The following is a 23087-nucleotide window of genomic DNA, read 5'->3' as shown; positions in this document are numbered from 1 at the left end:
ACTTCGAGGATATATGCGTCTGATTCGCATGTTGTTCGTTGCTGCGCTGGCCTTTGCCGGCGCGCAGGCCCACGCTGACGATGCCGCCGCCCAGCGCCTGAGCGGTATGCTCAGCAAGGCCCAGACCATGACCGCGCGCTTCTCCCAGCTGACCCTGGACGGTAGCGGCACCCGCCTGCAGGAAACCGCCGGCACCCTGGGCCTCAAGCGCCCCGGGCTGTTCCGTTGGCACACCGATGCGCCGAATGAGCAACTGCTGATCTCCAACGGTGAGAAGATCTGGCTGTACGACCCGGACCTGGAGCAGGTGACCATCCAGAAGCTCGACCAGCGCCTGACCCAGACGCCGGCGCTGCTGCTCTCCGGCGATGTCTCGAAGATCGGCCAGAGCTTCGACATCACCGCCAAGGACGGCGGCAACGTGGTGGACTTCATCCTCAAGCCCAAGGCCAAGGACACCCTGTTCGACAGCCTGCGGATTTCCTTCCGCAGCGGTGTGGTGAATGACATGCAACTGGTCGACAGCGTCGGTCAGCGTACCAACATCCTGTTCTTCGACGTGAAGATGAACGAGGCGATGGACGCCAAGCAGTTCGTCTTCGACGTGCCCAAGGGCGTCGACGTCATCCAGGAATAACCGGCCTCGCGCTGGATTGATCGATAGGTAAGATTCGTGGACCTGTTCCGCTCCGCCCCCGTTTCCCAGCCCCTGGCCGCGCGCCTGCGCGCGACCAGCCTGGACGAGTACGTCGGCCAGGAGCACCTGCTCGCGCGCGGCAAGCCGCTGCGCGAGGCGCTGGAGCAGGGCGCCCTGCACTCGATGATCTTCTGGGGGCCGCCCGGCGTCGGCAAGACCACCTTGGCGAAGCTGCTGGCGCAGGTCACCGATGCGCACTTCGAGACCATCTCGGCGGTGCTCTCGGGAGTGAAGGAAATCCGCCAGTCGGTGGAGGTGGCCAAGCAGCATGCCGCGCAGTACGGCCGCCGCACCATCCTCTTCGTCGACGAGGTGCACCGCTTCAACAAGAGCCAGCAGGATGCCTTCCTGCCCTATGTGGAAGACGGCACCCTGATCTTCATCGGCGCGACCACCGAGAACCCTTCCTTCGAACTGAACAACGCACTGCTCTCCCGGGCCCGCGTCTACGTGCTGAAAAGCCTGGACGAAGCGGCTCTGCGCCGCCTGGTGCAGCGCGCATTGACCGAAGAGAAGGGGCTGGGCAAGCGCAACCTGGGCCTGCCCGACGAAAGCTTCGCCATCCTCATGGCTGCTGCCGACGGCGATGGTCGGCGTCTGCTCAACCTGCTGGAGAACGCCTCGGACCTCGCCGAGGACAATGGCGAGATCAGCCCGGAGCTGCTGCAGAACCTGCTGGGGGATTCCCGCCGTCGTTTCGACAAGGGTGGCGAGGCGTTCTACGACCAGATCAGCGCGCTGCACAAGTCGGTGCGCGGCTCCAGCCCGGACGGTGCGCTGTACTGGTACTCGCGCATGCTCGATGGCGGCTGTGACCCGCTCTACATCGCTCGCCGTGTGGTGCGCATGGCCAGCGAGGACATCGGCAACGCCGATCCCCGCGCGCTGACCCTGTGCCTCAACGCCTGGGATGTGCAGGAGCGCCTGGGCAGCCCGGAAGGTGAATTGGCCATTGCACAGGCTATCGTCTATCTGGCTTGTGCACCGAAGAGCAATGCCGTCTACAACGCCTACAACACGGCGCGCCGTGACGTGGCGGAGAGCGGCTCGCTGGAAGTGCCGCTGCACCTGCGCAACGCACCGACCAAATTGATGAAGAACCTGGGCTATGGCGACGAGTATCGTTACGCCCATGATGAGCCGGACGCCTACGCGGCCGGGGAAGACTACTTCCCCGAGTCCATGGAACCGCGCCAGTATTACCAACCCGTGCCGCGCGGGCTGGAGCTGAAGATCGGCGAGAAGTTGCGCCACCTGGCGAATCTCGACCAGAGCAGTCCGCGCAAGCGCAGAAAATCCTGAAGTGGCGCCCGCGAGCGCCGCCTGACACTAGACACGAGAAGACAGCATGCTCGATTCCAAACTGGTTCGTACCCAGCCGCAGGAAGTGGCCGAACGCCTGGCCACCCGCGGCTTCACCCTGGACGTGGCGCGCATCGAAGCGCTGGAGAGTCAGCGCAAGTCCGTGCAGACCCGCACCGAGACCCTGCAGGCCGAGCGCAACTCGCGTTCCAAGGCCATCGGCCTGGCCATGAAGAACGGTGAAGACGTCGCGCCGCTGAAGGCCGAGGTCAATCGCATGGCCGAGGAGCTGGAATCCGGCAAGCGCGAACTGGACGCCATCCAGGCCGAGCTGGACAACCTGCTGCTGAACATCCCGAACCTGCCCCACGAATCCGTGCCGGTCGGCGAGGACGAAGAGCAGAACGTCGAAGTCCGCCGCTGGGGCACCCCGCGCACCTTCGATTTCGAGATCAAGGACCACGTCGCCCTGGGCGAGAAGCACGGCTGGCTGGACTTCGAGACCGCCGCCCGCCTGTCCGGCGCCCGCTTCGCCCTGATGCGCGGCCCGATCGCCCGCCTGCACCGCGCCCTGGCGCAGTTCATGATCGACCTGCACACCCGCGAGCATGGCTACGAGGAGGCCTACACCCCCTACCTGGTGCAGGCTCCGGCGCTGCAGGGCACCGGCCAGCTGCCGAAGTTCGAGGAGGATCTGTTCAAGATCCAGCGCGAAGACGAAGCCGACCTGTACCTGATCCCCACCGCCGAAGTGTCGCTGACCAACATCGTGGCCGGCCAGATCCTCGACGCGAAGGAACTGCCGCTGAAGTTCGTCGCCCACACCCCGTGCTTCCGCAGCGAAGCCGGCGCCTCGGGCCGCGATACCCGCGGCATGATCCGCCAGCACCAGTTCGACAAGGTCGAGATGGTGCAGATCGTCGAGCCGTCCAAGTCCTGGGAAGCCCTGGAAAGCCTGGTCGGCAACGCCGAGAAGGTCCTCCAGGCCCTGGAGCTGCCGTACCGCGCCCTGGCGCTGTGCACCGGCGACATGGGCTTCGGCGCCGCCAAGACCTACGACCTGGAAGTCTGGGTGCCGAGCCAGGACAAGTACCGCGAGATTTCCTCCTGCTCCAACTGTGGCGACTTCCAGGCCCGCCGCATGCAGGCGCGCTACCGCAACCCGGAAACCGGCAAGCCGGAACTGGTCCACACCCTCAACGGCTCGGGCCTGGCCGTGGGCCGTACCCTGGTCGCCGTGCTGGAGAACTACCAGCAGGCCGACGGCTCGATCCGCGTACCGGAAGTGCTCAAGCCGTACATGGCCGGCATCGAGGTCATCGGCTGAAATGGACTTCCTGCCGCTGTTCCACATCCTGCGCGGACGTCGCGCGCTACTGGTCGGCGGCGGTGATGTCGCACTGCGCAAGGCGCGCCTGCTGAGCGACGCCGGCGCGGTGCTGCGGGTCGTGGCGCCCGAGGTGCATTCCGAGCTGCGTGAGCTGGTCGAGCAGGGGCAGGGCGAGTTGCTGCTGCGCCCGTACGTCTCCGGCGATCTGCAGGACTGCGTACTGGCCATCGCTGCGACCGACGATGAGCCGCTCAACGCACAAGTCTCCCGCGATGCCAACGAGCGTGGCGTGCCGGTCAACGTGGTCGATGCGCCTGCCCTGTGCAGCGTGATCTTCCCGGCCATCGTCGATCGTTCGCCACTGGTGGTAGCTGTCTCCAGTGGCGGCGACGCGCCGGTGCTGGCGCGGCTGCTGCGGGCCAAGCTGGAAACCTGGATTCCCGCGACCTACGGCCAGCTCGCCGGGCTCGCCAGCCGCTTCCGCGAGCGCGTGAAGCAACGCCTGCCGGACCTGCAGCAGCGCCGCAAGTTCTGGGAAGAGGTGTTCCAGGGGCCGGTGGCCGAGCGCATGCTTTCCGGCCAGCCGAACGAAGCCGAACGCCTGCTGGCGGACAAGCTGGACTCGCCCCAGCCCGAATCCCGTGGCGAGGTCTACCTGGTCGGCGCCGGGCCGGGCGATCCCGACCTGCTGACCTTCCGTGCCCTGCGCCTGATGCAGCAGGCCGACGTGGTGCTCTACGATCGCCTCGTAGCGCCGGCCATTCTCGAGCTGTGCCGCCGCGACGCCGACCGACTGTATGTCGGCAAGCGCCGTGCGGACCACGCCGTGCCGCAGGACGAAATCAATCGCCAACTGGTCGAGCTGGCCCTGCAAGGCAAGCGCGTGCTGCGTCTGAAGGGCGGTGACCCGTTCATCTTCGGCCGTGGCGGCGAAGAGATCGACGAACTGGCGGCCAACGGCATCCCCTTCCAGGTCGTGCCCGGCATCACCGCGGCCAGCGGTTGCGCGGCCTATGCCGGCATTCCGCTGACCCATCGCGACTATGCGCAGTCGGTGCGCTTCGTCACCGGGCACCTGAAGGATGGCTCCACCGACCTGCCCTGGGGCGATCTGGTGGCGCCGGGGCAGACCCTGGTGTTCTACATGGGGCTGGTCGGCTTGCCGGTGATCTGCGAGCAGCTGGTGCGCCATGGGCGTTCCGCCGATACCCCGGCGGCGCTGGTTCAGCAGGGCACTACCGTGCACCAGCGGGTGTTCACCGGCACGCTGGCCGATCTGCCCGCGCTGGTGGCGGAGCATGAGGTGCATGCGCCGACCCTGGTAATCGTGGGCGAAGTCGTGCAGTTGCGGGACAAGCTCGCCTGGTTCGAAGGGCAACAATGAAGGCCGTGCGTGGCGTGACACTGGGCGTTGTCTGCGCCTTGGGTTGCGTCGCGCTGCCTGCTCCCGCAGCCAGTTTTGACTGCAGCAAGGCCTCGCAGGCAGATGAGAAGGCCATCTGCGCCGATCGCCAGCTGTCCGAACTGGACGTGCAGATGGCTACCACCTACCGCCTGCTCAGGGGCCTGTTCGCCATGGGCATGCGTGGCAATCTGGGCGACTCTCAGCTCGCATGGCTTGAGCAGCGGCGTGCCTGTGGCGCCAGGAAGGCTTGCCTGAAGCAACGCTATCAGGAGCGCCTCGACGCGCTGCAGAAGCTCTACGACGGCATCGATAAGCCGATCTGATTCCGGCGCAGGGCGTATAACCGTTCGCGGTTATACGCCGTTTGACCTTCACTGCCGACCTGCTCGGATTTGAACTCGGAGCTGCGCTCACCCACGAACTTGGCGAGGGGATAGGCGTATAACGTCGAACCTTATACGCCCTGCGCCAGCCTCAGCCTTTCTGCGCGATGCCCTTGCCCGGCAGATGTTCCCGTCCATGCGGCGCGGTGAAGTCCTGCTGCGGCCCCAGCGGCACGATGCCGGTCGGGTTGATGGTGCGGTGGCTGCCGTAGTAATGGTGCTTGATGTGCTGGAAGTCGACCGTACCGGCGACGCCCTGCCACTGGTACAACTCGCGCAGCCAGCCGGACAGGTTGGGGTAGTCCGCCAGGCGCCGCAGGTTGCACTTGAAGTGGCCGTGGTAGACGGCATCGAAGCGGATCAGCGTGGTGAACAGGCGTACATCGGCCTCGGTCAGGTATTCGCCTGCCAGGTAGCGTTGCTTGCCCAGGCGCTCGTCCAGCCAGTCCAGCTCGTTGAACAGGGTCTCGAAGGCCTCTTCATAGGCCGCCTGGGTGGTGGCGAAGCCGGCGCGGTACACGCCATTGTTCACCGCCGGGTAGATGCGCTCGTTCAGCTCGTCGATCTGTGCCCGCAGCGGCTCCGGATAGAGGTCCAGGCGGTTGCCGGTGAGGTCGTCGAAAGCCGAGTTGAACATGCGGATGATCTCCGCCGACTCGTTGCTGACGATGCGCTGCTCGTGCTTGTCCCACAGCACCGGTACGGTGACGCGGCCGGTGTAGTGCGGGGCGTCCCTGGTGTAGCGCTGGTGGAGGAAGTCCAGGCCGTCGAGCTTGTCGCCGGTCGAGCCCAGCGCCTTGTCGAAGGTCCAGCCGTTTTCCAGCATCAGCCAGCTGACCACCGAAACGTCGATCAGCGACTCCAGGCCCTTGAGCTGACGGAAGATCAGCGTGCGATGGGCCCAGGGGCAGGCCAGGGAAACGTAGAGGTGATAACGGCCGGGCTCGGCGCGGAAGCCACCTTCGCCGCTGGGGCCGGGGCGGCCATCGGCGGTGATCCAGTTGCGGCGCTGTGCGTTCTCGCGCTGGAAACGGCCGTCCTTGCTGGTGTCATACCACTGGTCATGCCAGCGGCCATCGATCAACTGTCCCATCTTGCGTGCTCCAGAAAGCGGGGAGATGGGATCAGTCTATCGATAAAGACTCGATTGATTGGCGCAAAAACAGGATTTCAAATATCGATCAGATCGATCTATTGCGCGCGGCCCAGCGTTTGTCGGCCTCCGCGAAGGCCTCGTCTCGCGTCAGTCCCATGGCACGCAAGGCCAGCGCCATGGTTGCGCGGACGGCCAGCTCGCCGTAGGCGTCCTCTTCGTCGCCACACCAGACGGCAGCCAGATGCTGTGGTTCGAGCGTTTCCGGCTTGACGTGACGCAGCGGCGACAGCGGCGGCCATTCCTCGTCCCAGTCTTCGCCAGCGCGGCAACCATAAAGGTGCGAGGTGGCGTCCGGGTTCACCTCGATCTCGCCGCCTTCTCCCTTGATGACGATGGCGTAGTCGCCGAGCAGGCGGCTGCCTTCGCGGTGCACCGCCTGGTAGCCGGGGTGGAAGATGCTCTGCAGCACGCAGGTCGCACCCAGCGGGTTGATCAGGCGTACGGCGGAATGAATCGGCGAGCGCAGGCCGAGGGTGTTGCGCAGGTCGATCATCCGCTGCAGGCGCGGCATCCAGTCCACCAGCGGTGCGAAGGCGATGCCTTTTTCGTCCAGTGCGCTGCCGACCGAATCCCAGTCGCGGCACAGCGGCAGGCCGAGCTGCTCCAGCAGCTGTTCGGTGTAGAGTCGGCCGGCGGTATGGGCGCCGCCGCCGTGCAGCAGGACGCGGGTGCCGCTGCCGGCCAGGCATTTGGCGGCCAGCAGGTACCAGGGCAGGTGCCGCTTCTTGCCGGCATAGCTGGGCCAGTCCAGGTCCACGGCGATCTTCGGCGCTTGCAGGCGTTCGCGCACCGCCTCGGTGAAGCCCGCCAGTTCCTCGGCGCTTTCCTCCTTGTGCCGCAGCAGCATCAGGAAGGCGCCCAGTTGGGCCTCCTCGACCTTGTCGTCGAGGATCATGCCCAGCGCTTCGCGCGCCTCCTCGCGGGTCAGGCCGCGCGCGCCGCGCTTGCCCTTGCCGAGGATGCGAACGAACTGGGCGAACGGATGTTCTTCAGGTGTCTGCAGGACGAGCGGGGCGGCGGTCATAGGCAGTTGGTCGGCTTCGGCAGGCCGGCAAGCTTGGCGGCAAGCTTGGCCGGGGTGCCCTTGAATAGGAGGTTGAGGTGCAGGCTGCTGCCCTTTTCCGCGCCCAGGCGCTGGGCGACGTACTTGATCAGCGGCCGGTTCGCCGGGGAGAGCTGGAATTCGCCGTAGAACTCGCGCAGCAGCAGGAGGATTTCCCAATGCTCGGGCGTCAGGTGGATGCCTTCGTTGTGCGCCAGGGCCTCGGCGGCGGCGTCGCTCCAGTCGTCCAGGTGCGCCAGGTAGCCGTCCTTGTCCAGCTGCAGGGCTTGTCCGTTGACCAGTAGGGTGCTCATAGCCAGGCATTCACCTTGTCGAAGCGGGTGCAGAGTTCGACGAAGCCGGGATAGTCGACCGCGATGACGCGGGCGGGAACATCGTCCATGCCGCGCGCCTGCAGGTCTTCCAGCAGGGCGAAGAGCCCGTTGGTAGCGGGCATCAGCTCCAGCGCCTGGCAAGGAGCGGTGCCGTCGCGCAAGGCATAGACGGCGTCGCCGGTCAGCAGCAGGCCGTCGTCCGGGCCGAGCAGGTGCAGGCAACTGGCGAGTCGGCCGTCGTCGAAGGGGGAGTGCGAGAGCAGGTGGAGAGTAGCCATCAGATCGTGATCACCTGGTCGTGGGTTTGCAGCAGGTCGCGCAGGGCGGTGGCGTCCAGCGCCTGTGCGGGCAGCGTCAGGCTGGCGGCGTCCAGGCCGCGCTCGCCGAGGCTGCGTTGGCTGACGTAGAGCGCTTCCACGCCGAACAGCGGCAGGGCTTGCAGGTTGGCCTGCAGGTCCTTTTGTTCGAGGTTGGCCGGGCGTTGGCCGGGCGCTAGCTGGAAGACGCCGTCGTCGAGGAACAGCATCGAGATCGGCAGGTCGAAGGCGCCGCCGGCCAGGGCGATGTCCAAGGCCTCGCGGGCGGCGGGGCCGGCCCAGGGCGCCTGACGGCTGATGATCAGCAGCGATTTGGCCATCAGTCGCCTCCGAAGCAGACCAGGCGGTCCGCCAGTTGCGCCGCTTCATGCAGCTGGCCGAGGCCGGAAAGGTCCCAGGGTGCCTGCAGGTTGGCGGCAGGGCGGGAATAGCGGTTGGCTTCTTCGCCGTTCAGCACGCCACGGCGCAGCGCGGCGGCGATGCAGACCACGCCGTCCAGCTGGTTGTCGGTGACGAAGCGGGTCCAGGCGGCGGCGACATCCAGTTCGTCCTGGCTGGCCACGGCATTGGCCGAGGCGCTGTGCACGCCGTCCTGATAGAAGAACAGCCGGGTGATTTCATGGCCGCCGGCCAGCGCAGCCTCGGCGAAGCGCAGGGCGCGCCGGGCCGCCGGCGAATGCGGCGGGGAGAAGAGGGCGATGACGAACTTCATGGAGCGGGCCTTCGCGACGAATTTTCGCAGGATGATACGGCACTCTGTCGTCTTTTGCCGTGCACCCGAAACGCAAAAGCCCCGCTGAGCGGGGCTTTTGACGTAGAGAATAATGGCGGAAGCGCAGAGATTCGAACTCTGGGGGCTGTTACACCCGGCGGTTCACGAATCCAGCACTTACGCAGCCTTGTGGCGAGTTTAAGTCCCAGAACGCAAACATAACAACACCCAGTCCAACCCGCATCCTTGACGGGTTCGGCGTTTGAGTTCTGGGACCGGTTTTTGACCCTTCGGAGCGCCTGTTTCGCAGGCTTGATAATGGCGCCTCGCCGAATGTAGACGGCCCTTGTGATCTCTTCTTCGGTGTGCCCAAGGAGCCGGCTCGCTTCCTTCAGGTCGTTGATCTCGGTGGCGGCCTTCGGGCGGATGTCCTTGAACTGGAACTCTCGGATCATTGCGCCGAGTTCGGGATCTCCCGCCTCGATCGCGGACTTCTGCGCAACCTCGCGAGCAGCCTCCCATCGGTCGCGCAGCATGTGCTGGGTTACCCGCCGGCCGCGCGCGCTGGGGATCAGGTAGGGGCTGACGAAGTGCTCGTTGCGCGCCGCAATCTGCCTCTGGTCTGTCCCGGAACTGGTGGGCGTTGAAAACAGGGCCACCCCGAACTTCGCGCCGATTCTGCGCCTGCTGAGTTGGGAGCAGACCTAATTCGAGGTCACTGTGTAGAGCACAAACTGGTCCCCTTGTTGCCGTTTGAAGCGTCCAACCTCCATCAGATGGAGTTTTGCGGATGAGGCGGTAGAGTGCTGTTGCAGTCCGATCATATTGACTTGCCAGCCTGCGATATAGCCTACCTTTCGGCCCACAATGTAATCGGCAATGGATCGTGACTTGATCGCATTGAAAGCGCCTCTGTCCACGACTCCGTCGAGATTCACAACGCTAATGCCACGGTCTGCGTAATAGCCAAGCGCGCCTGACTGTGCGGACCCGATTGTTGCCCCAGACGGGACTGCAGAAAGAATCTCTTGGGCGACCTCCCGGTAGCCTTTCGCACCGTCGACTCCTCCATACATGGTCCCCTCTGGCTTTGAGTAGAACGGAAGCACACCTTTGATGTTAAGCGCGATGATGAAAATCCCGAGTCCTAGGGCTACAGAGTTTCGCAGTGCCGGTACGTTCCGGAACATGAAAGCGGGAAGCACCACGGCGCAAGCGATGACCGCGAAGAAGACGAAATGCAAATATCGGTGGAAGAACCAGAAGGCGGGGAGGTAGGCCACGTAGAATGCAGTGAAGATAGCTCCGCACAGAATAAGCGTCACCACGCCAAGAGATTCTTTTGCTCTAGGCGCCATGATAAGGGTCGCCAATGCTCCCGCGATGAGGGTTGCCAGCCCAGTGGGCGTTGGGAGTGCATTGAGCTGTAGGCTTCCCAGCAGCGTCGTTACGGCAATGCGCAGGTCTTCCATGTGAGAAAGACGGCCGTCTCCGGCTGCCGTTATGAGCTGCCTGACCGCCGCTCCGCTTTCAGGTACAGGAGAGCCAAAGCGCAGGGTGCAATATGCCCACCAAGGAGAGACGACGATCAGCGCCGCGAGTGCCGTCTTCGCCGACGGTGCGATGCTGAACCTGGCAAGTATGGAAACTCCGATCAACAGAGCCATTACGGCTGTATCCACCCTTGCCAGGATCATCAAGCCGATAAATGCGCCAAGGATTGCTGTCGACGTGGTGCTGGGGCGTTCTGGCAGGCGAACGAACAGGAGAATGCTCGCAAGACTGAGCGCCATCGCAGCTGAGGTTTCCAGGCCGTTCAAGTCGTTGCGGAGGATCAATGGGGATGTTACAGCGAGCAGCCCGGCTACTGCGGCTACTGGAGTTGAACGGGTGCTGTGATGAATCAATAGAGCGAATAGAGCACACGCAACCGCGCCGAACAGCGCACTGATGAGAATGGAGATGTATACCGCTGCATCTAGGCCAGCGCCCAGCAGGTAGACCGGAACCATCACGAACGCTGTCAGTGGCTGGAAGCCCGAGGTTAGAACTTCGCCGCTGGCTGATGGACCGGCACCTGCGGCAAGACTTCTAGCGATTGAAAGCGTGTAGTACGTATCGTCTGGCAAGAACATGCGGTCGAGATACGTCAGGCCTTGGCTTGCTATGGAGAGGCGAAGGCAAAGCGCCGCAATCAGCACGGCGAAGAAAAGGATGAACTGCTTGGATCTCATCAGGGGCTCAGGAAGTTTCGATATTTTCCGAATGCTAGCAATTACAATCATTGGTTTCCCCCGCTGGGTTCCCAGATTTTTAACAGCTTGACGTCATTTTTCTGACAAACAACCCGCTACCTGGCGGGCTTTTTCATGCCCGGAGGAAACATGGACCTTTGTACTGTCCGCCGCTCGATCGTCGAGCCGGCGCTCTTGCTGCTGCCCGCGAAAATGGAAAGCCTGCAGGCCGTTGTCATGCTGTTGGCCATCGGGCTGCAGGAGTCGCGTTTCGAGTACCGCCGCCAGATGGGCAGTGGGCCGGCGAAGTCATTCTGGCGGGCAGAGCAGAGCGGCGGCATGGTCACCGGCTTACTGCGCTTCCGTGTCGAGAGCATCCGGGATCTGGCTACTGGCCGATGTGCCGTCCACGGCGTGGTGCCGGCAGCGCCGGAGGTTTGGAACGCCATTGAGCATGATGACATTCTCGCCGCCGGCTTGGCAGCGCCTGCTGCTGTACACCGATCCGTACCGCCTTCCCGAGCTGGGCAACGAGTCCGGCGCCTGGGAGCTGTATCTCCGGACCTGGATTCCGGGGCCTGTAGCCACGGCGAAGCTGCCCAGCGTACCGAGCTGCGGAAGATGTAGGTCTCGGATTACGCGGCGGTGCTGGAGGTATTGAGGTCACCTCGGCCAGTATCTAAGCCGTAGACTAGATTCAGCTTTGGTAATCACTGTCCACCGTGGTCTTAAAGCTGACTACTCTAAATACTCCTAATCTACGGAGGGTTGAGTATGTCGGACTGGGTGGTTTCATGTCATGCTGAATCAACAGGAACTACTTTTAAGTGCGCAGTTGATGTAATAGTTCATGGGTATCAATTTGACTCTTTGCACCATGGTCTAGCCTCTGATGTGTTTTTGAATATTCATCAGGCTGCCCAGGAAAGTAGGTCCGCACAGAAATATAAAAGCCCCGTTGATCTCGTCTTGAGTAGAGTCCCATGGAAGGCACAGTCGATACTGTATTCCAAGGGGTCTGATATCGAGGATTACAGTTTGTGGGGGCTTGGTGGTAAATGGGATCTCAAGCAAATGTCAGGAATTTTTTCTTATCCATCGTGGGTTTTGAATTTTCTGCCTGACACCCAAAATGAAGCAATAACGCTGTCTGAGTTTATAAGAGATACTATTAATCCGACTAGTGAGGATCTAACGTTTTACTGGTTAGCTTGTAATGCTTGAGTGCAAGGTGATTAATTTATAAGCCGCCTCCGGGCGGTTTTTTATTTTCGGGAGCAAGGACTGATGGGCGAATCGGTCATAGTTCGCAAGAGTGGTGCCAGAAATCCTCGTGCACTCGTTGGGGCTCCAGATGGACTCCAGTCGATCGCATGGGCAAAGGTTTTCCACGTCATAGACGCGCAGCCCAACCAGACAATCGACGTCCGGCTGCCCGTGACGCTGCTTGGCCGATCATCCGGCATGAGAACGGTGGCGTGCCTTACCAGGACCCGGTGATCGACCAGGGGGCGGAGGGCGCTTGCGTGAAATGGCTGATCAGCAACTGGAAGCCGCTGCTATGCGCCATGGTTCTGCTCCTGGCCGCGGCCGGCGGTTGGCACGAGGGAAGTGCGCGCACGGATGCGGTGTGGCAGGCCCGATGGGATCAGCACGAGCAGCAGAACCAGAAGGCCGCCGCTGCTTTCGAAGCCAGGGAGTGCGTCGAGGAGCTGCGCCGCCAGCAATAAATCAACAAGGTTATCGAGGATGGCCAGAGAAACATTGACCAGGTTCGCGCTGATGCTGCTGCCGCTGCTGATCAGCGCGTGCGGGACGCAGCCACCAAGTACGCCGGCCGAGCTGCAGCGGCTGAAGCCGGCCGCGATTCCTGCACTGCCGCCGCAAGCCAGGCAGCAGCCAACCACGCGAGAGTGCTCGCCGAGCTGCTTGGAGAGGCTGACCGCCTGGCGGGTGTCTACGCAGAAGCTGCTGACCAAGCCCGAGTGAGAGGGCTGGCCTGTGAAGCGGCATTTAGTGTTCTTGAGCGGGAGGGGGCGGTAGTAGGGTCCCGGAAATTTATCGCGAGGGATCGCCATGCCAACATTTTTCCGCCCCCCTTTCCCTTTCCGTTGTTCTCATTCTTCTGGGTGGTTGTACTAGCGCTTAAATGGTATCGCCACCTCGTAGCGGATCTGCATATGCACCGGTGAATGAGGGTGATCGAGTCGGGTCATCAAGTATCTGAATGGCGATGCAGACAGTGTTATCAATGCCCGCAGAGAAGACGCCTTCAAGCAGATGTTTGAGGCTTGCGGAGGAAAATATCAGATTGTCGGGGAGGGTGGAGCCAGCGAGGGAGGCACGGTGATTGCCTACGCCAACACCGCCTCGTACGTGACGAGTCAGTACCGGTACATCCAGTTTCGGTGCGTTCAGTAGGGAGGCCTGGCGGGCTCTATCAACTGCGCGCCCTGATTCCGCGTATTCCCCACGTCGGTGCTCACCCGGTAGGCCTCGAAGTCCTGACGCGCCAGGCCGATCGCGTTGTAAACCTGGTCCAGCGTGGTCTCCGGCGAAAGCCAGGTCGCCCACTGCTCTGGCGACAGGATGACCGGCATCCTGTGGTGGATAGTCGCCACTGGTCCAGCGGAATCATGGGTCAACAGCGCGCAGGACAGCACGTCCTGCCCAACCGGGCCATCCCAGGTTGACCAGAGCCCAGCTATGGCCAGCACTCCATCGTCAGCAGCATGGTGGTACTAGGGCTGGTGCACGGTGCGGCCGGCCTTGTTCTTCACCGGCTCCTTCTCGTTCCATTCATACCAGTCAGCCGCCGGAATCAGGCACCGCTGTGTCTTGATCGCCTGGCGCCACATCGGCCTGGTCGCCGCCTCTTCGCTGCGGGCGTTGAAGGAGAACGTCGGCGGCTTCGGCTTCCTCCGCCAGAACGGGGGCAGGCCCCAGCGCGCGGGCATGACCTCCTGTTCTCCAGCCTCGTTGAGGATCACCATCGGCACAATGTTGGTCGGCGCTACGTTGTAGATGCGCTTGATCCACTGGCCAGAGTTTCGCGCGCCAATGTGCCAGTACCGTTCCATTGCCGCTTCTTCGGGTGTCGCGTATCGACCGCACATAGGGATTCTCCCGCAGTGCGGAAAGGGTAGGTCATGGGGATTTTGGTTGCCCAGGTCGGGCGAGGAGGGGCGCAGCTAGGGCTGAGTTCTGGGACTCGTGCCGTTTTATTCTGGGACTCGACCAGAAATCAGCATGCCACCAAGGCCAAGCCATCGTTGCCGCAGAAACGCAAAAGCCCCGCTGGGCGGGGCTTTTGACGTAGAGAATAATGGCGGAAGCGCAGAGATTCGAACTCTGGGACAGTTTCCCGTCGACGGTTTTCAAGACCGTTGCCTTAAACCACTCGGCCACACTTCCGCATGAGCGGGGCGCCATAGTACCGGATCGCAACACACTGTCAAACTCTGGTGATTCGAGGCTCATTTGCCTCTGTTATGATGAATGGCACTACGGTCATGGACCCGTATCCCGCTTAAACAGGAGTGTCTCGACATGCAAGAACGGCAATATCTCGACTCCACGGCCGTGGAGCAGAAAGAGGTCAGCGGCGTCCTGCGCAACACCTATGGTCTGCTCGCGCTGACGCTGGCCTTCAGCGGCCTGGTGGCTTTCGCCTCGCAGCAGATGCGTCTGCCTTACCCGAGCATCTTCGTGGTGCTGCTGGGCTTCTACGGCCTGTTCTTCCTCACCGTGAAGCTGCGCAACAGCGCCTGGGGTCTGCTCAGCACCTTCGCCCTCACCGGCTTCATGGGCTACACCCTTGGCCCGATCCTCAACCTGTACCTGGGCATGGCCAATGGCGCGAGTGTGATCTCGTCGGCCTTCTTCATGACGGCCCTGGTGTTCTTCGGCCTGTCCGCCTACGTGCTGACTACCCGCAAGGACATGAGCTTCCTGTCCGGCTTCATCACCGCGGGCTTCTTCGTGCTGCTGGGCGCCGTACTGGTCTCGCTGTTCTTCCAGATCAGCGGCCTGCAACTGGCCATCAGCGCCGGCTTCGTGCTGTTCTCCTCGGCGATGATCCTGTTCCAGACCAGCGCGATCATCCACGGCGGCGAGCGCAACTACATCATGGCCACCATCAGCCTGTACGTCTCGATCTACAACCTGTTCATCAGCCTGCTGCAGATCTTCGGCATCATGGGCAGCGACGACTGATCGTTACGCAGCCATGAAAAAGCCCGCATCAATGCGGGCTTTTTCATGGGCGTTCGGAGTGTTCTCTCTGGAAGATTTCAAGAGCCAGGACCGGGCGTCCTTTCGTGGGAACGGCCCCTGTCCGTGAAATTCCCCGCGGCGTAATTCGTGTTCACCGGGGGAAGAGGCAGCGTCCTTCGCTGCAGAGTCAATTGACGACGTTGCGCACGAAGCGCGCCAGCACCTCTCCATGGTTCTGGTAGGAAAACGGTTGGCTGCTCTTGAACACATGGAACCCGCCGGCCTCGACGGTCACCGTCTCCTCGGCGAGCACGATGGTCAGTTGCCCCACGATCACATAGACCATGTCGTACCAGCCGTCAGCGTCCGGCTCGGCGTTGTAGCGATCGCCGGGTGCCAGGGACCAGTGCCAGAGCTCCGCCTGGCGCGTGGCCGGCGTGCTGGCGAGGAGGGTGCCGCGGCTGTCGGGTTGCGCGCCGGCCCAGGCCACCGCGTCGACGCGGGACAGGTTGCGGGTCGACGGCGGCCGAACCAGGTCGGCGAAGGTCACGTCGAGGGCGGCGGCGATACGGTCCAGGGTGGCGAGGCTGACGTTGGTGTCGCCGCTCTCGATGCCGACCAGCATCCGCCGGCTGACGCCAGAGGCCTTGGCCAACGCATCCTGGCTGAAGCCGCTATTGCGACGCAGGGTCTTCACGTTATCGGCGACGTGCACCAGCACGCTGGGCCGATCGGAAGGAGTGGGCAGTATATTGCTCATTCTGGCCTTTTTGCGCATTATGTTGCGCATAACAGTCAACCAAGATTTCCCTACCGTTGCAACGCCTGTTCAGGTCCGCATCATGCCTCGCTCTCGCTTCATCTCCACTGTCCTGCCGGTTCTCCTGCTGATCGTCTCCATGGCCTCGATCCAGTCGGGCGCCTCCCTGGCCAAGAGCCTGTTCCCGCTGGTGGGCGCCGAGGGCGTAACCGCCATGCGCCTGCTGTTCGCCGCGATCCTCCTGCTGGCGATCCTGCGGCCGTGGCGCACTTCGCTCAACGGCAAGTCGCTGGTGCCGCTGATCGCCTACGGCGTGACCCTCGGCGGCATGAACCTGATGTTCTACATGGCGCTGCAGACCGTGCCGCTGGGGATCGCAGTGGCGCTGGAATTCACCGGGCCGCTGGCGGTGGCGTTGTATTTCTCGCGCAAGCCGATCGACTTCCTGTGGATCGCCATGGCGGTATTCGGCCTCTGGGTACTGCTGCCGATTGGGGACCTGGGTCAGGGCGTGGACCCCAAGGGCGCCCTGCTGGCGCTGGCGGCGGGCGTCTGCTGGGGGCTCTACATCATCTTTGGCCAGCGTGCCGGCAATGATCTCGGTGCCCAGGGCGCGGCGCTTGGGGTGACCATAGCCGCAATCTGCGTGGCCCCCATCGGTTTCGCCCATGCCGGCAGTGCTCTGCTGGATGTAAGCCTCCTGCCGGCGCTGCTGGGCGTGGCCGTGCTCTCCAGCGCATTGCCCTACACCCTCGAGATGATCGCCCTGACACGCTTGCCGGCGCGCACCTTCGGCACCCTGATGAGCATCGAGCCGGCGTTCGGCGCAATCTCCGGGCTGGTGTTCCTGGGTGAACAGCTCACGTCGCACCAGTGGCTGGCCATCGGTGCGATCATCTTCGCCTCGGTGGGCACCACCCTCAGCAGCCGTCCCAAGGAGCCGCTGGCGCTGCCGGTCGCTGACTGAGGATCAGTTGGAGAGGCGTTCGCTAAGGCGCTTCTCGCCCAGGAGAATCTGCCGCTTGGCGCTGCGGGCCAGGCGGATGCACAGCATCACCGCCGCGCAGGTCAGGCCGACGATCAGGCCTTCCCACAGGCCGCGCGGCCCGGTGGGTTCCTGCAGCCAGTGGGCGAGGCCCAGGCTGTAGCCCACCGGCAGGCCGATGCCCCAGTAGGCGAACAGGGTCATGATCATGGTCGCGCGGGTGTCCTGGTAGCCGCGCAGGGCGCCGGCGGCGGTGACCTGCACGGCGTCGGAGAACTGGAACAGCGCGGAGAACACCAGCAGCGAGGCGGCCAGCGCCAGCACTTCAGGGTCCTGGGTGTAGAGCGCGGCGATGTGCTCGCGCATCAGCAGCATGCCGCTGGCGGAAATGCACGCATAGCCGAGCGCGGCGCCCATGCCGACGCCGGCGGCGAAACGCGCATCCCGTGGCGTGCCGGCACCCAGGGCCTGGCCGACGCGCACGGTCACGGCCATGGCCAGCGAGTAGGGGACCATGAACACCAGCGCGCTGAAGTTCAGCGCCACCTGGTGACCTGCCACGACCTTCTCGCCCAGCTCGCCGATCAGCAGGGCGATCACCGAGAAGATGCTCGATTCGGCGAAGATCGCGATGCCAATGGGCAGGCCGACCGCGACCAGGCTGCCGATCACCTTGAGGTCGGGCAACTCCCAGTGGGCGAACAACTGGCTCGGCTTGTAGACCTTTGCCCAGTTCACCCAGAACAGCATGCCCAGCAGCATGAACCACATTACCGATCCGGTGGCCCAGCCGCAGCCGGGGCCGCCCAGGGCCGGGAAGCCGAGGTGGCCGTAGATCAGCATCCAGTTGATCGGAATGTTCAGCATCAGCCCGCAGATGCCCAGCACCATGCTCGGCCGGGTGCGCCCCAGGCCATCGCTGTAGCAGCGCAGCACGTGGTACAGAGCCACCGCCGGCAGGCCGCAGGCGATGCCGCGCAGGTAGAAGCAGCTGGGCTCGATCAGTGCTTCCTCGACCTTCATCGCCCGCAGCACCGGCTCGGAGAGGAACCACAGGGTCGCCGCCGCCAGCGGGCCGACCAGCAGCGCCAGCCACAGCGCCTGGCGCACCAGCGGGCCGGTGCCCGGCTGGTCGCCGGCGCCGTAGCGCTGCGCGACCTTGGCGGTGGTGGCGAGCAGGGTGCCGGTCATCAGCAGGAACACCGGAATCCAGATCGAGTTGCCCAGCGCCACTGCCGCGAGGTCACGCGGACCGACGCTGCCGGCCATCACCGCATCGACGAAGCCCATGGCGGTGGTGGCCAACTGGGCGATCATGATCGGCGTGGCGAGGCTGAGCAGTTCCTTGAACTCGATGAGGGCGCGCCGTCCACGGGAGACGGGCTGGGCGATGCTGGTCACGGCGGTCCTTTTCTGGCGGAAGAAAGCGGAAGGAAGCCGGCCAGTTTACGACTTGTCAGTCTGGTCAGGAAAGCATCGTTGCAAGTTGCGGGACCGCACGCGGGCGCGCTGGTAAAGTAGCCGGTGCCGATTTCTGGAGTCAGTCCATGCGTATCCTTGCCGATGAAAACATTCCCCTGGTCGAAGCCTTCTTCGGCGGTCACGGTGAAATCCGTCGCCTGCCCGGACGCGGCATCGACCGCGCCGCCCTGGGCGATGCCGAGGTGCTGCTGGTGCGTTCGGTGACCGACGTCAGCCGCGCCTTGCTCGAAGGCAGCCAGGTCAAATTCGTCGGCACCTGCACCATCGGCACCGATCACCTCGACCTCGACTATTTCGCCGAGGCTGGCATCGCCTGGTCCAGCGCGCCGGGCTGCAATGCCCGTGGCGTGGTGGACTGGGTGCTGGGCAGCCTGCTGGCGCTGGCCGAGGGGCATGGGGCGAAGCTGGCCGAACGCCGTTATGGCGTGATTGGCGCCGGCCAGGTGGGCGGTCGTCTGGCCGATGTGCTGCGCGGGCTGGGATGGGATGTGCGCGTCTGCGATCCGCCGCGCGCCGCTGCCGAGGGCGGTGACTTCCGCAGCCTGGAAGAAGTGCTGCGTGAGTGCGACGTGATCAGCCTGCACACGCCGATGACCCGCGATGGCGAACACCCGACGCATCACCTGCTCGATGCCGAGCGCCTCAAGGCGCTGCGTCCCGGCACCTGGCTGCTCAACGCCAGCCGTGGCGGAGTGGTCGACAACGCCGCACTGCGCGCGCATCTGGAAGCGGGCGCTGACCTGGACGTGGCGCTGGACGTGTGGGAAGGCGAGCCGCAGGTGGACGTCGAACTGGCCGCGCGCTGCCGCATCGCCACGCCGCACATCGCCGGCTACAGCCTGGACGGCAAGCTGCGCGGCACGGCGCAGATCTACGAGGCCTTCTGCGCCTGGCTCGGGCGCGCGCCGGAAGTGAGCCTGGACGACCTGCTGCCGGCGCAATGGCTGGCCGAACTGAGCCTTACGGAAGAGTGCGACCCGGACTGGGCGCTGGCCATGCTGTGCCGTGCGGTGTACGACCCGCGCAGCGATGACGCGGCCTTCCGGCGCAGTCTGGTGGGGGATGCCGAGGCGCGGCGCAAGGCATTCGATGCCCTGCGCAAGCACTACCCGCCGCGGCGGGAAATCACCGGGCTGTGGGTGGACATCCAGGGCGATGCGCCGCGGCTGGAAAACCTGCTGACGGCGCTGGGCGCCAACCGGGTCGGGGAGTAGGGCGGGACTGCCCGCGCACTCATCGGCGAGGCGGCTCGGTGCCTTTTTCCAGTTCGCGGCAGGCGCGCTGGATCATGTCTTCGGTGATCGGGATCTCGCGGCCCTGGGCGTCGATGATCGAGCCGCCGACCGGCTGCTGTGGGTCCCGGGGCACCGGGCGGGGGGCGGGGGTGTGTTGCAAGCTCATGACCAGTCTCCTCTACAACGTTTGAATGCAGTCTAGGCAGATCACATGAAGCGTCGGTGACAAAGGCCGCACGGACGGCGGCGGAGAAGCGTCACCCACAGCGGCAGACGACCGTACGCTCGCACGTCACGCAGGTTGCGTGCCAGTTGCAAGACCCCGGTTCGCTGCTTGTCGTTATAGTGAAGGTCGGCCCGGCATTGCACCGGTGGTTTGACTCGAGGTGAGTATGGATGGCTTTCGCATAGGCCTGATCATCAATCCGCTGGCCGGTATCGGCGGACCGACCGCGCTCAAGGGCAGCGATGGCGTGGCCGAACTGGCCCTGGCGCGCGGCGCGCAGCCTAGGGCGGCGGAGCGCACGCAGGTGGCGCTGGAGCAGTTGCTGCCGGTGCGCGAGCGCCTGGAGTTCCTCACCTTTCCGGGGCCGATGGGTGCCGATCTGCTGGCGGACATGGGCTTTTCCCATCGGCTGGTCGGCGCGATCGAGGGCGAACGCAGCTCGGCGGCGGATACCCGTCATGCCGTGCAGGCGCTGCAGGACGCCGGCGTCGCGCTGATCCTCTTCGCCGGTGGCGACGGCACCGCGCGCGATGTCGCCGAGGTGGCACGCGAGGACCAGCCGGTGCTGGGGATTCCCGCCGGGGTGAAGATCCATTCCGGGGTTTATGCCATCAGCCCGCGTGCCGCCGGGGAGTTGGCGCGGCGGCTGGTGGAGGGTGGGCTGGTGCGCCTGACCCAGGGCGAGGTGCGCGACCTCGACGAGGCCGCCCTGCGCGATGGCCGAGTCGCCGCGCGCTGGTACGCCGAACTGACGGTGCCCGAGGAAGGGCACTTCATGCAGCATGTAAAGCAGGCCGGCATGGAGACCGAGGAACTGGTGCTGGCCGATCTCGCCGCCTGGCTGGAGGACAGTTGGGAGGAGGGCGTGCGCTACGTCTTCGGGCCGGGCTCGACCCTGCACGGGCTGGCCGCCGACCTGCGCCTGGAGACCACGCTGCTGGGCGTGGACGTGATCGAGAACGGCAAGGTGATCGCCCGTGACGTCACCGAATCGCAACTGTTCGAGCTGGTGGACGGTCATCCGGCCTTCCTGCTGGTCACCGCCATCGGCGGCCAGGGCCACATCCTCGGTCGCGGCAACCAGCAGATCAGCCCGCGCGTGCTGCGCGCCATCGGCATCGACCGCCTGCGGGTGATCGCCACCAAGCGCAAGCTCGGCACCCTGGAAGGCCGGCCGCTGCTGGTGGACAGCGGCGACGCGACGCTGGACGCGAGCTTCCCGGCGGCGGTGCGGGTGTGGGCCGGCTACAAGGAAGAGCTGCTCTATCCGCTGGGCTGGGGCCCCGTGGCCTGAGACCGGTTTCGCGCCCAGCGCCGACGAGAGGGTGAAGGTTCTCGCCGTTGTTCTAGACTTCAACGCTTTGCGGCTGCGGCCAGGGAGCTGGCGTGATGCCGGCGGATGCAAGGGAGTATCGATGTCTGTGTCAGTTGAATCGTCATTTCGCGTCCTGGTGCTGGGCGGCTATGGCAACTTTGGCAGCCTGATCGTTCGCCGCCTGAGCGGGATCGACGGGGTTCGCGTGCTGGTCGGCGGGCGCGACCAGAAGCGCGCCAGCGCGCTGGCGCACGAAGTGGGCGGGGAGGCGGTATGCCTGGACATGAACCAGCCGACGCTCGCAGGCCGTCTCCTCGAACTCAAGGTCAACCTGGTCATCTCGACGGCCGGCCCCTTCCAGGGCCAGGATTACCGCGTTGCCCGCGCCGCCATCGGGGCGCGGGCGCATTACATCGACCTGGCCGACGCGCGCCGCTTCGTCTGCGACATCCATCAGCTCGACCGTGCCGCCCGCAGCGCCGGCGTGCTGGTATGCAGCGGCGCCAGCTCGGTTCCCGGCCTGGCCGCGGCGGTGATCGACGAACTGCTGCCGCGCTTCCAGCGCCTGGACAGCATCCACCACGGCATCAGCTCTTCGGCAAAGATTCCCGGCCATGCCACGGTCGAGGCGGTGCTGGGCTATTGCGGCAAGCCGCTGCGCCAGTGGCGCCAGGGCCGCTGGCAGAACGTGCATGGCTGGCAGGGGCTGACTCGCCATCGCTTTCCCGCGCCCCTGGGGCGGCGTTGGCTGGCGCACTGCGACGTGCCGGATCTGGAGCTGTTCCCGCAGCGCTACCCCGGCGTGCGGGACGTGCGCTTTTCCGCCGGGCTGGGGCTTCGCCTCACCCAGTTCGGCACCTGGGGACTTTCCTGGCTGGTGCGCGCCGGCCTGGTGAAGAACCCCGCCGGCCTGGGCTCCAGCCTGCACCGCATGGCGGTGGCCATGGAGCCGCTGGGCGACGGGCGCAGCGGCATGTTCGTGCATCTGCTGGGCGTCGATGGCGAGGACCGTCCCCTGGCATTGTGCTGGGAAATACTCGCCCAGGACGACCATGGCCCGAACATCCCCTGCATGGCGGCAGTGGCGCTGGCGCGCAAGCTGGCCGCCGGACGCCTGCCGCAGCGCGGGGCGACCCCCTGTATCGGCCTGATCAGCACCGGGGAATACCTGGCTGAACTGGAAGACCTGAAGATTTCCCATGGCCTGCGCGAGCTCGCCGTTCACTGATGGGGCGAAGTGTTGCCCTGGCAGCAGCGGATCAGCAGTGTTGTTGCCAGGCTGACAGCAAGTACCGGCCAGACCCTGTCAAACTGCCCTGAAATCGCACATTTCCCTGTTGGTACGGCCCTTGCTCAAGGTCTCTGTACCTAGCGCAACAGTCAACAGGGAAAACCCATGACCAGCCCCATCAAAGTGGTCGCCGTTTCCGGCGGCACCTATCGCCCCTCGCGCACCCTGGTGCTCACCCAGGCCGTGCTGGACGCCCTCGGCGAACGCCTGCCGGTAGAGACCCGGCTCATCGAGCTGGCCGACATCGCCCGCCCGCTGGGTGCCGCGTTGTCCCGCCAGGAACTCTCTGCCGAGCTGGAAGCCACCCTGCGCGAGATCGAGACCGCCGACCTGCTGATCGTCGCCTCGCCGGTCTATCGCGGCTCCTATCCGGGCCTGCTCAAGCACCTGTTCGACCTGGTGGACATGAACGCCCTGGTCGACACCCCGGTGCTGCTCGCCGCCACCGGTGGCAGCGAGCGCCACGCCCTGGTCCTCGACCACCAGTTGCGCCCGCTGTTCAGCTTCTTCCAGTCGATCACGCTGCCCATCGGCGTGTATGCCAGCGAGGCGGACTTCGCCAACTACCAGATCGCCAGCGACACCCTGCGCGCCCGCATCCAACTGGCCGCCGAACGCGCCGCGCCGCTGTTCGCCCGCCCGCAACTGCGCAAATCCGCCTGAGG

General features: G+C 64.6%; 24 protein-coding genes, 1 tRNA gene and 1 pseudogene. 14 read left to right on the top strand and 12 right to left on the bottom strand.

Translation table 11 applies throughout. From position 1 onward, the window contains the following. The first annotated feature begins 13 nt into the window (after window positions 1-13). From lolA to ACAW63_RS21205, 5 genes are read left to right on the top strand one after another with little or no spacing between them, the layout of a single operon-like run. The gene (lolA, locus tag ACAW63_RS21225) at window positions 14-637 is read left to right on the top strand and encodes an outer membrane lipoprotein chaperone LolA (protein WP_371228470.1); all 624 of its coding nucleotides are present in this window, start codon (window positions 14-16) and stop codon (window positions 635-637) included. A 36-nt stretch (window positions 638-673) separates the two neighbouring features. Further along, entirely contained in the window at window positions 674-1999 is a 1326-nt protein-coding gene (locus ACAW63_RS21220) for a replication-associated recombination protein A (protein WP_371228468.1), read from the top strand. A 46-nt stretch (window positions 2000-2045) separates the two neighbouring features. Continuing rightward, window positions 2046-3326, top strand: a complete 1281-nt coding sequence (serS, locus tag ACAW63_RS21215) for a serine--tRNA ligase (RefSeq protein ID WP_275611446.1) — start codon at window positions 2046-2048, stop codon at window positions 3324-3326. 1 nt (window position 3327) lies between these two features. Beyond that, window positions 3328-4713: a siroheme synthase CysG gene (gene cysG, locus ACAW63_RS21210; protein WP_371228465.1), complete on the top strand. Its 1386-nt coding sequence runs from the start codon at window positions 3328-3330 to the stop codon at window positions 4711-4713. Beyond that, on the top strand, window positions 4710-5057 hold the full coding sequence (locus ACAW63_RS21205; RefSeq protein ID WP_371228462.1) for a lysozyme inhibitor LprI family protein: 348 nt from the start codon (window positions 4710-4712) through the stop codon (window positions 5055-5057). Before cysG ends, ACAW63_RS21205 begins: the two co-directional genes overlap by 4 nt. Before the next feature lie 151 nt (window positions 5058-5208). Here the strand turns inward: ACAW63_RS21205 and ACAW63_RS21200 are convergent, their stop codons facing one another. The 7 genes from ACAW63_RS21200 to ACAW63_RS21170 all read right to left on the bottom strand — a co-directional run bounded on the left by ACAW63_RS21200 (window position 5209) and on the right by ACAW63_RS21170 (window position 10913). Next, window positions 5209-6210, bottom strand: coding sequence for a glutathione S-transferase family protein (locus ACAW63_RS21200; RefSeq protein WP_371228459.1), 1002 nt, complete (start codon window positions 6208-6210; stop codon window positions 5209-5211). Between the two features lie 88 nt (window positions 6211-6298). Further along, entirely contained in the window at window positions 6299-7297 is a 999-nt protein-coding gene (locus ACAW63_RS21195; protein WP_371228457.1) for a glycosyl transferase family protein, read from the bottom strand. Beyond that, window positions 7294-7629, bottom strand: coding sequence for a TusE/DsrC/DsvC family sulfur relay protein (locus ACAW63_RS21190; protein WP_371228454.1), 336 nt, complete (start codon window positions 7627-7629; stop codon window positions 7294-7296). The genes ACAW63_RS21195 and ACAW63_RS21190 overlap by 4 nt, the downstream gene beginning before the upstream one ends. Further along, window positions 7626-7931, bottom strand: coding sequence for a sulfurtransferase complex subunit TusB (gene tusB, locus ACAW63_RS21185; RefSeq protein WP_371234741.1), 306 nt, complete (start codon window positions 7929-7931; stop codon window positions 7626-7628). The genes ACAW63_RS21190 and tusB overlap by 4 nt, the downstream gene beginning before the upstream one ends. Beyond that, a complete protein-coding gene (gene tusC, locus ACAW63_RS21180; RefSeq protein ID WP_371228451.1) occupies window positions 7928-8287 on the bottom strand; it encodes a sulfurtransferase complex subunit TusC in 360 nt (119 codons plus the stop codon). The genes tusB and tusC overlap by 4 nt, the downstream gene beginning before the upstream one ends. Further along, window positions 8287-8679: a sulfurtransferase complex subunit TusD gene (gene tusD, locus ACAW63_RS21175; RefSeq protein ID WP_371228448.1), complete on the bottom strand. Its 393-nt coding sequence runs from the start codon at window positions 8677-8679 to the stop codon at window positions 8287-8289. The genes tusC and tusD overlap by 1 nt, the downstream gene beginning before the upstream one ends. Window positions 8680-9383: 704 nt before the next feature. Further along, window positions 9384-10913: a hypothetical protein gene (locus tag ACAW63_RS21170; RefSeq protein WP_371228445.1), complete on the bottom strand. Its 1530-nt coding sequence runs from the start codon at window positions 10911-10913 to the stop codon at window positions 9384-9386. Between the two features lie 150 nt (window positions 10914-11063). Between ACAW63_RS21170 and ACAW63_RS21165 the strand changes: the two genes are divergently transcribed. From ACAW63_RS21165 to ACAW63_RS21155, 3 genes are all read left to right on the top strand, one after another. Then, the gene (locus ACAW63_RS21165; RefSeq protein WP_371228443.1) at window positions 11064-11540 is read left to right on the top strand and encodes a hypothetical protein; all 477 of its coding nucleotides are present in this window, start codon (window positions 11064-11066) and stop codon (window positions 11538-11540) included. 147 nt (window positions 11541-11687) lie between these two features. After that, the gene (locus tag ACAW63_RS21160) at window positions 11688-12137 is read left to right on the top strand and encodes a hypothetical protein (RefSeq protein WP_371228440.1); all 450 of its coding nucleotides are present in this window, start codon (window positions 11688-11690) and stop codon (window positions 12135-12137) included. A gap of 506 nt (window positions 12138-12643) precedes the next feature. Continuing rightward, window positions 12644-13105, top strand: coding sequence for a DUF2514 family protein (locus ACAW63_RS21155; protein WP_371234739.1), 462 nt, complete (start codon window positions 12644-12646; stop codon window positions 13103-13105). Window positions 13106-13327: 222 nt separating this feature from the next. Here the strand turns inward: ACAW63_RS21155 and ACAW63_RS21150 are convergent. Then, a pseudogene (locus ACAW63_RS21150) lies at window positions 13328-13993 on the bottom strand (SOS response-associated peptidase). Between the two features lie 246 nt (window positions 13994-14239). Continuing rightward, a tRNA-Ser gene (locus ACAW63_RS21145) sits at window positions 14240-14327 on the bottom strand. A 135-nt stretch (window positions 14328-14462) separates the two neighbouring features. On the opposite strand from ACAW63_RS21145, the gene ACAW63_RS21140 reads away from it, so the two are divergent. Then, complete coding sequence (locus ACAW63_RS21140) at window positions 14463-15128, top strand: Bax inhibitor-1/YccA family protein (protein ID WP_275611459.1); 666 nt, start codon at window positions 14463-14465, stop codon at window positions 15126-15128. A gap of 187 nt (window positions 15129-15315) precedes the next feature. Here ACAW63_RS21140 and ACAW63_RS21135 read toward each other — a convergent pair whose 3' ends face one another. Next, window positions 15316-15918 (bottom strand): helix-turn-helix domain-containing protein, encoded by a 603-nt coding sequence (locus tag ACAW63_RS21135; protein ID WP_371228437.1) that lies wholly within the window; start codon window positions 15916-15918, stop codon window positions 15316-15318. A gap of 52 nt (window positions 15919-15970) precedes the next feature. Between ACAW63_RS21135 and rhtA the strand changes: the two genes are divergently transcribed. Then, window positions 15971-16855, top strand: coding sequence for a threonine/homoserine exporter RhtA (gene rhtA / locus ACAW63_RS21130; protein ID WP_371228435.1), 885 nt, complete (start codon window positions 15971-15973; stop codon window positions 16853-16855). 3 nt (window positions 16856-16858) lie between these two features. On the opposite strand, the gene ACAW63_RS21125 is transcribed toward rhtA, so the two are convergent. Next, window positions 16859-18274 carry an MATE family efflux transporter gene (locus tag ACAW63_RS21125; protein WP_371228432.1) on the bottom strand — a complete coding sequence of 472 codons (1416 nt, stop codon included), beginning with the start codon at window positions 18272-18274 and terminating at the stop codon, window positions 16859-16861. Window positions 18275-18420: 146 nt separating this feature from the next. On the opposite strand from ACAW63_RS21125, the gene pdxB reads away from it, so the two are divergent. After that, entirely contained in the window at window positions 18421-19569 is a 1149-nt protein-coding gene (pdxB, locus tag ACAW63_RS21120) for a 4-phosphoerythronate dehydrogenase PdxB (RefSeq protein ID WP_371228429.1), read from the top strand. 19 nt (window positions 19570-19588) lie between these two features. On the opposite strand, the gene ACAW63_RS21115 is transcribed toward pdxB, so the two are convergent. Continuing rightward, a complete protein-coding gene (locus ACAW63_RS21115; RefSeq protein WP_275611464.1) occupies window positions 19589-19756 on the bottom strand; it encodes a PA1571 family protein in 168 nt (55 codons plus the stop codon). Between the two features lie 226 nt (window positions 19757-19982). On the opposite strand from ACAW63_RS21115, the gene ACAW63_RS21110 reads away from it, so the two are divergent. The 3 genes from ACAW63_RS21110 to msuE all read left to right on the top strand — a co-directional run bounded on the left by ACAW63_RS21110 (window position 19983) and on the right by msuE (window position 23085). After that, the gene (locus tag ACAW63_RS21110) at window positions 19983-21110 is read left to right on the top strand and encodes an ATP-NAD kinase family protein (RefSeq protein WP_371228426.1); all 1128 of its coding nucleotides are present in this window, start codon (window positions 19983-19985) and stop codon (window positions 21108-21110) included. A gap of 121 nt (window positions 21111-21231) precedes the next feature. Then, window positions 21232-22359: a saccharopine dehydrogenase family protein gene (locus tag ACAW63_RS21105; RefSeq protein WP_371228423.1), complete on the top strand. Its 1128-nt coding sequence runs from the start codon at window positions 21232-21234 to the stop codon at window positions 22357-22359. 168 nt (window positions 22360-22527) lie between these two features. Further along, window positions 22528-23085: an FMN reductase gene (gene msuE, locus ACAW63_RS21100; RefSeq protein ID WP_371228420.1), complete on the top strand. Its 558-nt coding sequence runs from the start codon at window positions 22528-22530 to the stop codon at window positions 23083-23085. Window positions 23086-23087: the final 2 nt, after the last annotated feature.

This window comes from Pseudomonas sp. QE6 (assembly GCF_041379005.1).
In the GTDB taxonomy this organism is placed as follows: Bacteria; Pseudomonadota; Gammaproteobacteria; order Pseudomonadales; family Pseudomonadaceae; genus Pseudomonas.
Note: the sequence above shows the minus strand (reverse complement) of the source record. Positions and strands in the feature narration are given on the sequence as shown.